The 15,801-nt window shown below is 63.4% G+C and carries 11 protein-coding genes; 5 read left to right on the top strand and 6 right to left on the bottom strand.

The features are described from left to right. Nucleotide 1: 1 nt before the first annotated feature. Together B7E02_RS09710 and B7E02_RS09705 are read right to left on the bottom strand one after the other, a co-directional pair. Nucleotides 2-1,513, bottom strand: a complete 1,512-nt coding sequence (locus tag B7E02_RS09710) for a cytochrome ubiquinol oxidase subunit I (protein ID WP_080795499.1) — start codon at nt 1,511-1,513, stop codon at nt 2-4. Nucleotides 1,514-1,805: 292 nt separating this feature from the next. Further along, nucleotides 1,806-3,221, bottom strand: a complete 1,416-nt coding sequence (locus tag B7E02_RS09705; protein WP_080795496.1) for an amino acid permease — start codon at nt 3,219-3,221, stop codon at nt 1,806-1,808. A gap of 283 nt (nt 3,222-3,504) precedes the next feature. Here B7E02_RS09705 and B7E02_RS09700 point away from each other — a divergent pair, with 283 nt between their 5' ends. Both B7E02_RS09700 and B7E02_RS09695 read left to right on the top strand, forming a co-directional pair. Next, entirely contained in the window at nt 3,505-5,640 is a 2,136-nt protein-coding gene (locus B7E02_RS09700) for a DEAD/DEAH box helicase (RefSeq protein WP_080795493.1), read from the top strand. An 85-nt stretch (nt 5,641-5,725) separates the two neighbouring features. Continuing rightward, nucleotides 5,726-6,139, top strand: a complete 414-nt coding sequence (locus B7E02_RS09695) for a DUF1801 domain-containing protein (RefSeq protein WP_245802242.1) — start codon at nt 5,726-5,728, stop codon at nt 6,137-6,139. A 148-nt stretch (nt 6,140-6,287) separates the two neighbouring features. On the opposite strand, the gene B7E02_RS09690 is transcribed toward B7E02_RS09695, so the two are convergent. From B7E02_RS09690 to putP, 4 genes are all read right to left on the bottom strand, one after another. Then, nucleotides 6,288-6,746 carry a DUF2269 domain-containing protein gene (locus tag B7E02_RS09690; protein WP_425429805.1) on the bottom strand — a complete coding sequence of 153 codons (459 nt, stop codon included), beginning with the start codon at nt 6,744-6,746 and terminating at the stop codon, nt 6,288-6,290. Between the two features lie 77 nt (nt 6,747-6,823). Next, nucleotides 6,824-7,369 (bottom strand): HNH endonuclease family protein, encoded by a 546-nt coding sequence (locus B7E02_RS09685; protein WP_080795487.1) that lies wholly within the window; start codon nt 7,367-7,369, stop codon nt 6,824-6,826. A 63-nt stretch (nt 7,370-7,432) separates the two neighbouring features. After that, nucleotides 7,433-8,749, bottom strand: a complete 1,317-nt coding sequence (locus B7E02_RS09680; RefSeq protein WP_080795484.1) for an Nramp family divalent metal transporter — start codon at nt 8,747-8,749, stop codon at nt 7,433-7,435. 100 nt (nt 8,750-8,849) lie between these two features. Continuing rightward, a complete protein-coding gene (putP, locus tag B7E02_RS09675; RefSeq protein WP_080795481.1) occupies nt 8,850-10,421 on the bottom strand; it encodes a sodium/proline symporter PutP in 1,572 nt (523 codons plus the stop codon). 208 nt (nt 10,422-10,629) lie between these two features. Between putP and B7E02_RS09670 the strand changes: the two genes are divergently transcribed. The 3 genes from B7E02_RS09670 (at nt 10,630) to B7E02_RS09660 (ending at nt 15,800) form a co-directional block, all read left to right on the top strand. Beyond that, the gene (locus B7E02_RS09670; protein WP_080795478.1) at nt 10,630-13,734 is read left to right on the top strand and encodes a DEAD/DEAH box helicase; all 3,105 of its coding nucleotides are present in this window, start codon (nt 10,630-10,632) and stop codon (nt 13,732-13,734) included. Then, complete coding sequence (locus B7E02_RS09665) at nt 13,727-14,581, top strand: 2-oxo acid dehydrogenase (protein ID WP_080796881.1); 855 nt, start codon at nt 13,727-13,729, stop codon at nt 14,579-14,581. The genes B7E02_RS09670 and B7E02_RS09665 overlap by 8 nt, the downstream gene beginning before the upstream one ends. Nucleotides 14,582-14,645: 64 nt before the next feature. Continuing rightward, nucleotides 14,646-15,800, top strand: a complete 1,155-nt coding sequence (locus B7E02_RS09660) for a metallophosphoesterase family protein (RefSeq protein ID WP_080795476.1) — start codon at nt 14,646-14,648, stop codon at nt 15,798-15,800. Nucleotide 15,801: the final 1 nt, after the last annotated feature.

Raw genomic sequence — 15,801 nt, 5'->3', positions numbered from 1 at the left:
CCTACAGTGTCCTCTCCGTGAACCTGATGGGTTCCACGGCCGCCGGCAGATCCGAGCCGACGGGAGTGGCCGGACCCGTGCCGGTGAGTTCACTGGGCCCGGACTCCTCGGGTGGGCCCAGCAGCACGGCACGCCTGATCAACCAGAACCACACCACGAAGAGCGCGAGATAGAGCAGCGTGAATCCGATCAGGGTCACCCACACCTGCCAGGGCGCGTGATCGGAGACCCCCATGTCCACGGTCAACCGGATCAGATCGGTGCGGGAATCGCCCACCGAATCCGGGTTCGGGTGCACCACCCAGGGCTGACGGCCCATCTCGGTGAAGATCCATCCTGCGGAGTTGGCCAGGAAGGGGAAGGGAATCGCCGCGAGGCTGCCGTAGGCGAACCATGTCGCGATCCTGCCCCCTGGCGTCCTCTTGCCCCGCAGCAGCAGCCAGGCGATGGCCGCTATGGCCAGTGAACCCAGCATCAGACCGATCATCGCGCGGAAGGACCAGTAGGTGACAAAGAGGTTGGGGGCGTAGTTGCCTGGCCCGTAGAGTGCCTCGGCCTTCTCCTGCAGATCGAGCACACCCTCCAGGGTGACGCCGGTGAACTTTCCCTGCGCGAGGAAGGGCAGGACCCAGGGAACCTCGAGGAGGTGGATCACCGACTCGCAGTTGTTGTGGGTGCCGATTGTCAGGATGGAGAAGGCGGGGTCGGTCTGGGTGTGGCACAGTGACTCCGCCGAGGCCATCTTCATCGGCTGCTGGACGAACATCAGTTTCGCCTGGATATCGCCGGTGATAAAAAGCGCGACCGAGGAGATCACGGTGGTCCACCAGCCGACCCACAGTGCCGGCCGATGCATGGAGTGCCGTGGTTGATCACCGGATCTGGCCGCGCGGATCAGCCACCAACCGGAGATGCCGAGGACGAAGGTGCCCGCGGTGAGGAAGGATCCGGCCACGGCGTGCGGGAAGGCCGCCAGCGCGGTGGGGTTGCCCAGCAGAGCCATGACATCGGTGAGTTCGGCGCGACCGGTGTCCGGGTTGAACTCCGCGCCCACCGGGTGCTGCATGAAGGAGTTGGCCACGATGATGAAGTAGGCTGAGATGTTCGTTGCGATGGCCACGATCCAGATCGACGCGGTGTGCAGCCATCCGGGAATCCTGCCCCAGCCGAAGATCCACAGCCCGAGGAACACCGATTCCATGAAGAAGGCGATCAGCCCCTCCAGTGCCAGCGGGCCCCCGAACACATCTCCGACCATGCGGGAGTACTCCGACCAGTTCATCCCGAACTGAAATTCCTGGACGATACCGGTGGCCACGCCCATGGCGAAGTTGATCAGAAAGACGGTGCCGAAGAACCGGGTGGCGCGGTACCAGTGCTCCTTACCCGTGACCTGCCAGAAGGTCTGCATCAGGGCCACCAGTGGAGCGAGCCCGATGGTCAACGGAACGAAAATGAAGTGGTAGACGGTGGTGATACCGAACTGCCATCTCGCTATGTCCACTACATCCATGAAAAAGCACGTCCCCTCATCGATTGAGCAGTGCGACGCATACCTTCACGCGGTAGTCGTCGTCTCCGAGGAGGTCGCGCGCACCGCGACTATGGTTCCCTGTCTACTCCTCTTCAGCCCCGAAATGGGTTGCGCCAGGCGACACCGGGGATGGTGCACGGGCCGGGATGGGGACCCGTTCGATGAAGGAGTTGTTTTCCACTGTGTACTAAAACCGTACCCCGGCCGTCCGGAATTGGGCAGGGGGCGGCGCCGCCCCTCCCCGGGGGTCAACGGGACCGGAGGCCGCGGTTCAGTCGGTTTTCGGATCCAGCTCCTGATAGTTCAGGGGGGCGATCGCCTGGGGTCGACCGGTGGCGAAGTACAGCACGCTCATCAGCACCAGGAATCCAACACCGACGATCAGCGCCAGGTGGAAATCCTCGTACCAGACCATGATTCCGAAGGTGAAGATGATGAAGGCGATGGCGAAGTACTGGCCATAGGGGAAGAAGGGGACGGGGAACTTCAGGGAGGCGACCTCGGCTGCGTCCATGTTGCGGCGGGATGCCACCTGTGCGAGCAGGATCATCAACCACACGTAGACGGTGGCGAAGGTGGCAAGTGATGCGACGATCTCGAAGATCCTGTCTGGAAGAACGGCGTTGAGCACCACGCCGGCGATGAGAACGATGATCATGATCACCGTGGTCATGATCGGCACACCATTGCGTGAAACCGCGCCCATGACCTTGGGTGCGAGATTCTCCCTGGCCAGGCCGGTGAGAACACGCCCTGCCCCGAAGAGGTCGGCGTTGATCGCGGACAGGGCCGCGGTGATCACCACGACGTTGAGCAGGGCTGCGGCCCAGTTCACGCCGAGGGTGTCGAAGATCTGCACGAAGGGTGATTCCTCGCCGGTGATCTCCCGCCAGGGGTTGAGCATGAGGATCACCAGGATCGCGCCCACGTAGAACAGCAGGATGCGCAGCGGGACGGTGTTGACCGCCCTGGGCACGGAGGTGTCGGGATCCTCCGCCTCGGAACCCGCGACGCCGATGATCTCGGTGCCACCGAAGGCGAAGAGGACGAGGATGAAGGCGGCGATCATGCCGCCGACACCGTTGGGGAAGAAGCCACCGTCATTCCAGAGGTTGGACACACCGGCGACCTCGGGGGCGCTGCCGAGTCCGAAGGCGAGGATGGCGGCTCCGCCGATGATCATCGCGACCACCGCGGTGACCTTGATGATGGTGAACACGAACTCCAGCTCACCGAACCAGCGCACGCTGGCGATGTTCGCCCCGCCCACGACCAGCAGGGTGGCCGCGACCCAGATCCACTGCGCGGTGTCCGGGAACCAGAACTTCATGTAGATGCCGATGGCGGTGAGATCGGCCAGACACACGATCAGCATCTCGAAGGCGAACATCCAACCGGTGATGTATCCCGACCAGCCGCCCAGATGGGCGCGGGTGTAGATGCCGAAGGAGCCGCGCACCGGGTGGTGCACGGACATCTCGCCGAGAGCGCGGAGCATGAAGTAGACCACGGCGCCTCCGAGGAGGTACACCAGCAGCACCGAGGGGCCGGCGGCCTGAATGGCACCCGCCGACCCGTAGAACAGGCCGGTGCCGATCGCCGAACCCAGCGCGATGAAATGGATGTGGCGGGCGTTGAGTCCCTTCGCGCGTGCGGGGCGGGTGGCAACTTCAGGGGAGGCATTCATCGGGACGCGACTCTCCATTCCTCGTTCGGCACCCCGTTGGGCGCCGATGGTGAATAATCCGCAGATGACATTACTCCCGACAACGACCGGCCCGTGCACCAGGCGGGAGGGTACGCAATCTCCCATTGCGGCCCTGAGGTGGCCGTGGTCACCTCAGGGGCCATGGTCGGGGCGTCGACAGGCGGTATTTCGGACCCGGTGGGTATTTTTGCCGCCGGTGGCGTCCCCGGACGCAGATGTGCAAGTGGATTCAGGCCAGCGCTTGGCGTATCTTGGAGAAACAATGAGAAATACCGATAACGTCACCGGCGGCGTAGAACAGCCGGACAACGTCATTTCGTCGGAATCTCAGGAAACACCGCAGGGTGACTCAGCATCAGCTGACTTCGTCTCTCAGGAGAACAACGAAGAGATCACCAGGGTTGCGGAAGCTTCTGAGGACGCCGACTCCGTCACCGAGACGGACAACGCGAGCAATGTAATCAATGAGAATGTGAATGAGGACTCCTCGGAGGACGCAGCCCAGTCTGCTTCCGAGTCATCCTCTACGGAAGCCCCCACCGGCTTCGATGCACTCGGACTGCCGCAGCAGGTCATCAACGCTGTGCGCAAGGTTGGTTTCGAAACTCCCTCCCCCATCCAGGAACAGACCATCCCCGTCCTCATGGAGGGACAGGATGTGGTCGGTCTGGCACAGACCGGTACCGGCAAGACCGCCGCCTTCGCGCTGCCGATCCTTGCGCGTATCGACGCCTCCGTGCGCAGCCCGCAGGCCCTGGTACTGGCGCCCACCCGTGAGCTTGCGCTCCAGGTCGCCGATTCCTTCCAGTCCTTCGCCGACCACCTCGGCGGACTCAACGTCCTGCCGATCTACGGTGGACAGGCCTACGGCATCCAGCTCTCCGGCCTGCGTCGCGGTGCCCACATCGTCGTGGGAACCCCGGGCCGAATCATCGATCACCTGGAGAAGGGCTCGCTGGACATCTCCGGCCTGCGTTTCCTCGTGCTCGATGAGGCCGACGAGATGCTCAACATGGGCTTCCAGGAGGATGTCGAGCGCATCCTCGCCGACACCCCCGAGGACAAGCAGGTCGCACTGTTCTCCGCGACCATGCCCAACGGCATCCGCCGTCTGAGCAAGCAGTACCTGAACAACCCGCAGGAGATCTCGGTCAAGTCCGAGACCCGCACCGCAACCAACATCACCCAGCGCTTCCTCTCGGTGGCGCACCGCAACAAGATGGATGCCCTGACCCGCATCCTCGAGGTCACTGAATTCGAGGCGATGATCCTCTTCGTGCGTACCAAGCACGAGACCGAGGAGGTGGCGGAGAAGCTGCGCGCCCGCGGATTCTCTGCGGCGGCCATCAACGGAGACATCGCCCAGGCACAGCGTGAGCGCACCGTCGATCAGCTCAAGGACGGCCGCCTGGACATCCTCGTCGCCACCGACGTCGCAGCCCGTGGCCTCGATGTCGAGCGCATCAGCCATGTGCTCAACTTCGACATTCCCAACGACACCGAATCCTACGTCCACCGCATCGGCCGCACCGGCCGTGCCGGCCGTACCGGCGAGGCGATCCTGTTCGTCACCCCGCGTGAGCGTCGGATGCTGCGTTCCATCGAGCGTGCCACCAACGCCCCGCTTGTTGAGATGGACCTGCCCTCTGTCGACGAGGTCAATGAGTTCCGCAAGGTCAAGTTCGCCGATGCGATCACCGAGTCCCTTGAGAACTCCCAGATCGACCTCTTCCGCAGCATGGTCAAGGAATACTCCGAGAAGAACGACGTTCCGCTGGAGGACATCGCGGCCGCCCTGGCCACCCAGGCGCAGTCCGGCGACGAGTTCCTGCTCAAGGAGCTTCCCCCGGAGCGCCGTGACCGCGGGGACCGCCGTGACCGACGCGACCGTGACTTCGACGACCGTGGACGCGGTCGGGATCGTGGTGATCGTGGTGGACGCTTCGAGCGTAACGATGAGAACCTGGCCACCTACCGCATCGCGGTGGGCAAGCGGCAGCATGTGCGCCCCGGTGCCATCGTCGGCGCCCTGGCCAACGAGGGCGGCCTGAACTCCAAGGATTTCGGACGCATCACCATCGCGGCCGATCACACTCTGGTGGAGCTGCCCAAGGATCTCCCCCAGAGCGTTCTGGACAACCTCTCCGGGACCCGTATCTCCGGTCAGCTCATCAACATCGAGCGCGATTCCGGTGGACGGCCCCCGCGCCGATTCGAGCGCGACGACCGCGGCGGATACCGTGGCGGACGTGATGATCGCGGTGGACGTGGCGGGGACCGCGGCGGATACCGTGGCGGACGTGATGATCGCGGTGGACGTGGCGGGGACCGCGGCGGATACCGCGGTGGCCGTGATGATCGCGGTGGACGCGGTGGATACCGCGGCGGACGCGACTAGCGACTAGGGTTTAGGGACCTCACCTCCGGGTGGGGTCCCTCTTTCTTTTCCAGGCAGTTTCTCCCGATATTGAAAGGTGATCCTCATGGCCAAGGAACCGGCGATGCGCCCCTCGGACACCCCCGTCTCCGAGGTTCTCGATAGGGTCACCGGGCCCAGACGGGGCGAGGCCGATGAGCTCGTGGAACTGCATGCACGGATCAGTGGCGAGCGCCCGGTGGTGTGGGCGAACCGAATCATCGGTTTCGGCAGCGCCGGGTACCGCTACGAAAGTGGGCACGGCGGTATCGCCCCTTTGCTCGCATTCGCGACATCGAAGACCCGGCACACCATCTATCTCACCGAGGGGTTCGAACAGCGATGGCCGGAACTCCTTGAGCGACTTGGGCCGCATTCGAGTGGGAAGTCCTGCCTGTACGTGGGAAGGCTGGCGAAGGTGGACACCGGGGTTCTCGCCGAGCTGCTGAGCCTGTCGCTGGCGTTGTCCGCAGGGGATTAGGGGATCCGGCCGCTGGGGAGGTGGTTCGGGTTAGCGGCCACCGCACTTCGCAGAGCCCCGAGCCCCGCTCCACATTCGGGAAACCTCCACCCACAAGAAACCGCCCCGCGGGAGGTATGCGCGGGGCGGTGGGGGCGACGGGTGAAACCTATAAGAGCATGAGCACGGCGATGATCACCCAGAGCAACGCCCAGATTCCGCCGAACATGGACAGCTGGGCCTTTGCCTTCGCCCAGTCCGCGACCTCGAAGGTCTTTCCCTCAAGCTCGTCGGCCTCGAGCAGTCCGAGGGCGCCCATGAGCTTCTTCTGCCGCGGAATGATCACAAAGAACAGTAGTGCCCAGGCGATGACGGCCAGTGCGATCGAGGCGTGGAAGACCCCCTGGCGGAAGTAGCTGGTATCGAGGAACATGATGGCCAGGCCGAGGAGCGGGACCAAAAGGGAGAGAACACCGTATGTCTGGGTGATCTTGAAGAGGGTCTTGGCCGCGCCCGCCGCCTGCGTGTCGCCGTTGTGGGCCTCCACGGCGCGGACATGGAAGGAGGAGGTGGCCACGGTTACCGGGCCAAGGAAGAGAATAGCTGCGATGACATGCAGCATGATCATGATGGTGGTCACTGCTCGTGTGGACCTTTCAATTATGGGTGGGCAAGACGAGATGCTTATATTCCACCCTAACCAGGTCAGAATACTTTCGCGAACCCGCACTGTCGTCTACCGCTTTTGATGTCTTCGGATGGCAACGGAAGTTGGTAGCCATGTGCAACCTTGGTCATACGCGCCACGTACCAGCAGCGTGCGCCTCTGTCCGGGGGCAGCCACCGGCCGGGGAGCTGATCGGATTTCTGTTGATTCTGCTCCCTGGAGACCAGGACGAGATTCTCCGGATCGTTGGCAAAGCGAATCCGCTCCGCGGTGGTCCACGAGTGCGCACCCAGGTCCCATGCCGCGCTGAGGGGTAGAATGTGATCGACCTCGCCGGCCCCGTGGTCAAATGGCTTTCCGGTGTAGGGATCGAGTTCCCCGGCCCGGGCGACAACCTGCTCCCGCACACCCGGCTGCCAACCGCCGAACTGCCCCTGTCTGTCGTAGCCGAGCACCCGGACACGTTGGGAGACCTCGTCGACGGGGTGGAGCGGGTGATGGTTGCCCGGATCCAGGTACGGGGCCACGGTGACGGCGAACAACAGGATGGTGGCGGCGCCCAGCAGCCGCAGGAAGATCCTCACATTCTGGTTAGACTCGGCAACCCCACCCGTGGTTCCCGCAGAGGTTTCCGGCGCGGAGGCCTCCTACGCCTGTCCGCTGATGGTCAGATAGACCAGGGCGATGTTCAGCGAGATGATGATCGCACAGAAGAACCAGGCCGTCGCGGTGAGAATCCGGTTGTTCACCCACTTGCCCATGATCGAAGTCATTGACGTCAGGCGGACGAGGGGGATCAGGGCGAAGGGGATACCGATGCTCAGAACCACCTGACTGAGCACCAGTGCCCAGGTGGGCTCGGTGCCGCTGGCCAGAATCGCCAGCGCGGGCAGAATGGTGATGAAACGGCGCAGCAGTATCGGGATGCGAACCTTGAGCAGGTCCCGCATGACCATGTCACCCGCATAGCAACCCACCGATGTCGATGCCAGACCGGAGGCGAGAAGACCGACCGCGAACATACCGCCGATCACAGGGCCGAGTGCGGCTTCAACTGCGGCGTGGGCGCCCTCGATGGAATCGGTGCCGGCGACACCGCGCAGAGCCTCGGCGGCCAGACACAGCATGCCGATGTTGACGGTGCCCGCCAGGACGAGCGCTCCACCGACATCCCAGCGAGTGGCCCTGAGGTGCAGGCGCATGCCCGCGTCGTCGCGGGTGTTGAACCTGCGGTCACGGACCAGCCCGGAGTGCAGGTAGACGGCGTGGGGCATCACCGTGGCACCGAGCATCGATGCGGCGAGAATGACCGTGTGGGTGCCCTGGAAGCGGGGAACGATCCCCTCGACCATCTCACCGATGCTGAGCCCGGTGACGAAGACCCCGGCGAGGAAGCCGACGGTGATCACCACCAGGAAGGCCACGATGACGGCCTCGAAGGTCCGTTGGGTGCGCTGGCCCTGCAGCGCCAGCATCACCAGTGACACGAAGCCGACGATGACACCGCCGAGCACCAGGGGAGTGCCGAACAGCAGATTCAATGCGATCGCACCGCCGATCACCTCCGCGATATCGGTTGCGGCGGTGATGATCTCAGCCTGGCCCCAGAAGGCCAGACGTGCGGGGCGGCCACCGCGACGAAAGCGGTCGAAGCGATCGGAGATGCACGCGGTGAGGCTCTTCTGGGTGACCATTCCGAGTTTGGCGGAGAGGTACTGGACGACCATGGCCATGACGTTGGCCAGGACGAGCACCCAGAGCAGGAGATAGCCGTACTCCGCGCCCGCGGAAAGGTTCGCCGCGACGTTGCCTGGATCGACGTAGGCGATCGCCGCGACGAACGCGGGTCCCAGGAGTTTGAACAGACGCGGGCGCCCGGTGCTCCGCGGGGATGGACCGTCAGGTGCACCTTCATTAGTACCGCTCTGCGGTGCTCCCGTTGCATCAGGTGACAGCGATGACATCAAGACTTCCCATTCCCAAGTGGTTCAATGTGTTGAACTTTAAGCATAGGAGTGGTTGAAAATCGGCGCAACGGGCGGGTCCGTCCCCGGAGTACCTCGGTTAGGGCAGATCCACCTGCCTTGCAACCTCCGAGAACTCCGTATCCTCCTTCTCAACTGCGATTTTGGAGAGGCGGGCCGCGGTTTCGAATTCGCGGGTGATCTCCTCGGAGGGTGCAGGTGTGAGCAGACTAACCACAACCATGGCGATGGTGGCGCTCAGAACGCCGGGGACGATCTCGTAGAGCCAGTCGCCCAGGGGTGACATACCCCATGCGATGGAGACGACGGCACCGGTGACCATGCCGGCGATCGCGCCGGCGGAGTTCAGCCGCTTCCAGTAGAGCATCGCGATGATGATGGGTCCGAAGGCGGAGCCGAAACCGGCCCAGGCGAAGCCGACGAGGTTCAGGATCGAGTCCGAGGGACTGACGGCCATCGCCGCGGCGATGATGGACAGGACGATCACCGCGAGTCGGGAGAGGTTGAGCAGGGCCTTCTCACTGAGTCCATCCCTTTTGACGATTTTGAGCAGGTCCTCCACCAGGGAGGATGCGGTGACCAGGAGCTGGGAACTCATTGTGGACATGATCGCGGCGAGCACCGCGGTGAGGATCAGGCCGGCGATCAGCGGGTGGAACAGGGTGCGGGCGAGATCCAGGAATATCGACTCGTAGGACCTGGTGTCGGTGATGGAGAACTGCGGGTTCTGAGCAAAGAACACCGTGGATATCAGGGCGGTGAAGGTCGCCCCGATCAGGCAGAGCAGCATCCAGGATATGCCGATGCGACGACCCTGCTTCGCCTCCGTGGGTGAGCGCAGTGCCATGAACCGAACGACGATGTGCGGCTGTCCGAAGTAGCCGAAACCCCACGCCAGGTTGCCGATGATCGCGGCGACGGATACCCCGGAGATCAGGGAGAAATAGGTGGGGTTTCCCACACCGTCGGTGTAGGGACCGTAGTCGTGGGTGCTGGCGAAGGACCAGATGTCACTGGGGTTGGCCAGCGTGAAGTAGGCCACCAGCGGAACGATGATCAGGGAGAAGAACATGAGCGATCCCTGCACGACGTCGGTGTATGACACCGCGAGGAAGCCACCGATGAATGTGTAGAGCACCGTCACTCCGGCGACGACCAGCATACCGGTCAGGTAGTCGCCCCCGAAGGTGGATTCCCAGTACACGCCGCCGGCGACCATACCGGAGGAGATATAGAAGGTGAAGAAGAAGATGATGATCAGAGCGGAGATCACCCGGAGAGCGCGGGACCTGTCGCGCAGACGGTTCTCGAAGAAGGAGGGCAGCGTGATCGAGTTCTTGGAGACCTCGGTGTAGGAGCGCAGCCGCGGTGCGGTCCACATCCAGTTCGCCCAGGCTCCGATGGTCAGTCCGATGGCGATCCACAGCTCCGACATGCCGGAGACGTACAGCGCGCCGGGCAGGCCCATGAGCAGCCATCCGGACATATCCGATGCGCCCGCCGACATGGCGGCCACGAAGGGATTCAACCCCCGTCCCGCGAGCATGTAGTCGTCGTATTTGGTTGTTTTCAGGTAGCTCCAGTATCCGATGAGGATCATGACAGCCATGTAGATGACAATTGCTATGACGAACCAGGTGGAATCGCTCATGGTTCTCCTTGGGTCGAGGACGGATGACTTCTTTACCATGTGTGATGGAAAGAGTGGACTCCAACACTAATGTATCCGGAGGAAAATTAACTCCATACTTCGGGAGTTTCTGCAGCTTTTTCACAGTCCGGCCACCGACGGGTGGGGTTATCCACAGTTTTCGCACACGGATACGAGGAAATCCGACGCAACTGGTAGAACTGAACACATGACTTCTCACCTGCTGCATGGCCTCTGGATCAAGGACCGTGGCCTACAACTATGGATTGAGCAGGTTGAGGGGCACAGGATCGTCCTCCCCGACACGGTTCCCGCAGGTACCTTTCCCGCGCAGGTTGATCAGATTCTGGCCGACCGCACGTTCCGCCCCCGGATGAACGTCCATCTGCGCACCCCCAAGGGACGGCATGTAGAACTGCCCATCCCAACGGCGGCATTCACCCCCGAGGAATCGGTGGGTATTCTCGCCCAGCTCAGTTTTCTCCTCCACGACGTTTCCGGGGCCGGAAGAGATCAGCTGTCCACCATCTCCCCGGATCTGCGGTGGCTCATCCAGATGTACCGCGGCCTCGTGCAGTTCGTCCGTGCCGGCCGTGTCACCCTGCGCACCATCATGTTCGACGGGGAATGGTGGCCCCAGTGGCAGCTCGCGGCCAGCCTGTCCGAGCGCGCCTGGTTGGCTGAAATGAACCGGGCCGCACCGCTGATTCTGCTGAAGAACGGGGGCCGCGACCTGGCCGAGGTGATGGCCAATGAACTTCCGCACTGGATCGCCAATCATCTGCTGGAGGAGTTCCGCGACGAGGTAGTGCCCTATTCCAGGCACGAGTTCATCGACGCACTGCTGCACAACCGTTCGTTGCGCAGGGGTTCGACGGTGCTCACCCATGCGCTCAACCAGTGGAAGAACACCATCTCCACCGCGGCGCTCAACCTGGTCATTCTGGTAGAGGAGCCGCCCGCCGAGATGAACTACCAGGATCCGGCCGACAGCGTGTGGCCGATCCGCCTGATGGTCCGATCCGGGGTTGACGCCCCGCAGCCCATCCTCAAGCACCAGCTGGACACCGGTGGGCTGGAAACACTCCGCGAACAGTACGAGAACGCCAAGGCGATCTCCGTTCTCCTCGATCCCGCCCGCGAGGACGCCATCCGGGCCTTCGATGTGGACCTGCCGCGTACGGGGGACTGGGATCTGTTCCTGAGCACCACCGAGATTGTCGAGTTCATCTCCGGCGATGTGGCCAGGTTGAAGAAGGCCGGTTTCACAGTCATGCTGCCCAAGGCGTGGAGCACCTATGAGACCAGGGCCCGGATAGACACCCGCTCCTCCGAGGATCCTGCGGATTCCTCAACGAAGGCGATCATCGGTCTGGACCAGTTGGTGGAGTACAACTGGCGGATCAGTATCGGTGACGTGGAGCTGAGCGATGCCGAGATGGAGGAGCTCGTCGAATCCAAGTCGGGGCTGATCCGCCTGCGCGGGGACTGGGTGATGGCCGATCAGGACTCACTGCGTCGCATCACCGGCTACATGGAGGAGCTGGCGAAGACCTCGCAGAAGCGGCGCAAGGCCGAGCTGGAAACCGCCGCCATGGAGGCTGAACTCGCTGAAGCCTCCAAGGAGCCGGGCTGGCAGGCGCTCGCGGGGAGGGCCGAGGAACTGCGGAGAAGGTTCAACGAGGACTTCTCCGGCGACGGTGCGGGGGAGGTCAGTCTCGCGGAGCTGCGCGAGATCGCCCTCAAGGCAGCTGAGAGCCAGCCGGTGGAGTTCACGGGTTCGCCCTGGTACACCTCGCTGCTGGGTGGCACGGAGACCCCCGCGCCCGAACGCGTGGAGATCCCCGACACCGTCACCGCCGACCTGCGGGAGTACCAGCACCGCGGCGTGGACTGGCTCTACTGGATGTCGGAGAACAACCTCGGAGCGGTGCTCGCCGATGACATGGGGCTGGGAAAGACGCTGCAGCTGCTGGCCCTGCTCGCCGTCGAGAGGGCGCAGCATCCCGACCGTGAGCACCGTCCCACGCTGGTGGTCTGCCCGACCTCCGTGGTGGGCAACTGGGCGTCGGAAAGCAGAAAGTTCGTGCCGGATCTCAACGTCGTGGTCCACCACGGTCCGCACCGCCTCAACGGCGGGGAGTTGATCGAGCAGGCACGCAGGGCCGATCTCGTGGTGACCTCCTACGGTGTGATCACCCGCGATTTCAAACTGCTCGGAGAGGTTGAGTTCGACCGCGTGGTCCTCGATGAGGCGCAGGCGATCAAGAACTCCGCCACCAGGGTGTCCCGGGCGGTGCGTTCCCTGCCGTCCAGGCAGCGTGTGGCGCTGACGGGGACACCCGTGGAGAACCGGCTCTCCGAGATGCGTTCCATTCTGGATTTCTGCAATCCGGGGGTGCTGGGCAGCGCGTCCTTCTTCCGCAACCACTTCGCAAAGGCCATCGAAAGGGAGCAGGATGAGGATATGACAGAGCGCCTGCGGCAGCTGACCGCACCGTTCATCCTGCGCAGGCTGAAAACCGACCCCGCGATCATCGACGATCTCCCTGACAAGACCGAGCAGATCATCCGGGTGGACATGACCACCGAACAGGCGGCGCTCTACTCCGCGTTGGTCAATGACGTGCAGAAACAGCTCACTCAGCGCAAGGGGATGTCGAGGAAGGGACTGGTGCTGGCCACCATCACCCGTATCAAGCAGATCTGCAACCATCCCGCGCACTACCTCGGTGACGGATCGGCCGTCCAGGAAAAGGGCCGCCACAGATCGGGTAAGGTGGCGGCACTCATGGAGCTTCTCGACGACGCCGTCCGTGACGGCCGCCGCACCCTGATCTTCACCCAGTACACGGCCTTCGGGCGAATCCTCGCCCCCTATCTCAGTGACTATCTCGGTGCGGAGATCCCCTTCCTCCACGGCGGTGTGAGCAAAGCCGGGCGTGATCGCATGGTCGAGCAGTTCCAGGCGGAGGACGGACCCCCGGCTATGCTGCTCTCCCTCAAGGCGGGCGGTACAGGTCTCAACCTCACCGCCGCCTCCATCGTGGTGCACATGGACCGATGGTGGAATCCCGCGGTGGAGAACCAGGCCACCGACCGGGCCTTCAGAATCGGTCAGCAGAAGAACGTTGACGTGTTCAAGATGATCACCGCGGGCACGATGGAGGAGTCGATCCAGGATATTCTGGATGGGAAAATGCATCTGGCCAGCGCCATCGTCGGCGAGGGAGAGGGGTGGATCACCGAGCTGGATCCGGAGGAGCTGGCCATGCTCATGAGTTACCGCGAAAGGGAGGGTGCAGATGGTTGAGTCAGATCGGTCCACATCATCGGGCAGGCCCCGGATGGACAATGTCATCTATGCCAACTTCGGCGCGAAGAAGAGGATCACCACCCCCGAGCAGCGGCGCGGCGCCACCCACCCCTATGGTCGTTCGCCCTTCTCACCGGCAGGTCAGCGCGTGATGGATCTGACGCGGAAGAAGGCCGAGGGAATGCGACTGGGCCGCGGGGAGGACTACTACACCAACGGGCATGTCACCGGGACCCAGGTCCTCGACGGCCGGGTGCGGTGCCTGGTCGCCGGTTCCCAGAATGAACCCTTCGAGGTCACCCTGACGTTTCCCTACCGCAGCTCCGAGAAGCTCAGCGCCGCATACGCCGCCATCGCCGCGACGACCAACGGCATGAAGCTCGTCCGCGAAGGCCATCTCTCCGCGCAGATGCTCGATCACCTGGTGGGGTCTCTGGACGAGGACATCTACTTCGACTGCAACTGCCCGGACAAGTCAATGGTCTGCAAACACGCCGTGGCGGCGGCGTACACCGTCGCCGAGAAGATGACCGCCAGTCCGGGCATGGTCCTCGACATCCGCGGACAGGGGATGGCGGGCCTGGAGGCGTTGATCGCGGGCTACCAGAAGGAAACCGGAGCGGAATCCGAGGACAATGAATCCTTCTGGAACGGCATGGGGCTTCCCGATCTCCCGGATCCCAGGCCCGCCCCGGCCATCAACGACTCGGACCTGAACATGCTGCACAAGGCGATGCGTCTGGTTTCCTACACCTCGCTCGAGCAGCTGCGTGCCGTCAGCGATATCGAGGATATGTATGACCGCCTGGTCAACGGCGACCCACCGGAGAGCTTCGATGACTGAAAACCCGCGTCACCGCGGCGGTGAGCCCCCGTTGCCCACCCCCGTGTCCACACAGTTTTGTTAGATGAGGACCATGAAAGAAACCATCACCTTCCTCCACTCCTCGGACCTGCAGATCGGAATGACCCGCTGGTTCCTCTCGCCCGAAGCCCAGGCCAGGTTCGACGATGATCGAATCAGGAGCATCGAGAAGATGGGCGAGGTGGCCACCACACGCGGCTGCGCTTTCATCGTCCTCGCCGGTGACATTTTCGAGCACAACTCCCTGCAGCAGCGCACCACGGCACGGGCCCTGGAGGCGCTGCGCTCACTCCAGGTGCCGGTGTATCTCCTGCCCGGCAACCATGATCCCCTCACCGCGGATTCCATCTTCTACCGGATGACGGACCTCGACGGCATCACGGTCATGGCGGATTCCACGGTCCATGAGGTCGAACCCGGTGTGGAGATCGTCGGTGCGCCGCTGCTGAACAAGACTGCCCCCACCGACCTGGTGCGGCGGGCACTCGAGCCCCTCGGGCCCACGGATGCGATCAGGATCGCCGTGGGTCACGGGCAGGCGGAGTCGCGCACCGGCGATTCGCGCGCGGATCTGATCGACCTGGGCTTCGTCGAGAGCTGCCTGGACAACGGCACCATCGACTACCTGGCGCTGGGGGACACCCATTCCGCACAGCCGGTCGGCTCCTCCGGCAGGGTGTGGTTCTCGGGTGCACCGGAGACCACGGATTTCCACGATCTGGATCCCGCCCGGGTCGGAGGCGAGGTCAACTCGGGGAAGGTACTGGTGGTGGAGGTGTCCAAGGGTGCAGCCCACGTCGAAGAGGTCCAGGTTGGAAGCTGGACATTTCATGCGCTGACCCAGGAACTGACCACCGATGAGGATATCCTCGGATTCCTGGACGCGCTGCGGGCGTATCCCGACAAATCCCGCACCGTGATCAAGTACGGGCTGCGCGGCACGGTCAACCTCGAGCAGAACCGGCGTCTGGAGACGGGCCTGGCCGAGCTGGAGGATGTCTTCGCCTCCCTGAAACCCAGGGACAGGACGACCGATCTCGCCCTCGAACCCGGAGCGGAGGAGCTGGCCGACCTCGATGTCACCGGCTACGCCGCCGAGGCGCTGAGTGAGCTCGCCGATGCGGTGGGCAACGGGCCGGGCTCCCAGGTGGACCGTGACGCACTGAACCTGTTGTTCCGACTGAGCAGGGAGGTTTAAG

Source organism: Corynebacterium pacaense, assembly GCF_900169525.1.
GTDB lineage: Bacteria > Actinomycetota > Actinomycetes > Mycobacteriales > Mycobacteriaceae > Corynebacterium > Corynebacterium pacaense.
Note: the sequence above shows the minus strand (reverse complement) of the source record. Positions and strands in the feature narration are given on the sequence as shown.

Excerpts from the sequence above, each read along its gene's own strand:
- B7E02_RS09710 (WP_080795499.1), bottom strand. The coding sequence starts at position 1,513 with ATGGATGTAGTGGACATAGCGAGATGGCAGTTCGGTATCACCACCGTC.
- B7E02_RS09705 (WP_080795496.1), bottom strand. The coding sequence starts at position 3,221 with ATGAATGCCTCCCCTGAAGTTGCCACCCGCCCCGCACGCGCGAAGGGA.
- B7E02_RS09700 (WP_080795493.1), top strand. The coding sequence starts at position 3,505 with ATGAGAAATACCGATAACGTCACCGGCGGCGTAGAACAGCCGGACAAC.
- B7E02_RS09695 (WP_245802242.1), top strand. The coding sequence starts at position 5,726 with ATGGCCAAGGAACCGGCGATGCGCCCCTCGGACACCCCCGTCTCCGAG.
- B7E02_RS09690 (WP_425429805.1), bottom strand. The coding sequence starts at position 6,746 with ATGATCATGCTGCATGTCATCGCAGCTATTCTCTTCCTTGGCCCGGTA.
- B7E02_RS09680 (WP_080795484.1), bottom strand. The coding sequence starts at position 8,749 with ATGTCATCGCTGTCACCTGATGCAACGGGAGCACCGCAGAGCGGTACT.
- putP (WP_080795481.1), bottom strand. The coding sequence starts at position 10,421 with ATGAGCGATTCCACCTGGTTCGTCATAGCAATTGTCATCTACATGGCT.
- B7E02_RS09670 (WP_080795478.1), top strand. The coding sequence starts at position 10,630 with ATGACTTCTCACCTGCTGCATGGCCTCTGGATCAAGGACCGTGGCCTA.
- B7E02_RS09665 (WP_080796881.1), top strand. The coding sequence starts at position 13,727 with ATGGTTGAGTCAGATCGGTCCACATCATCGGGCAGGCCCCGGATGGAC.
- B7E02_RS09660 (WP_080795476.1), top strand. The coding sequence starts at position 14,646 with ATGAGGACCATGAAAGAAACCATCACCTTCCTCCACTCCTCGGACCTG.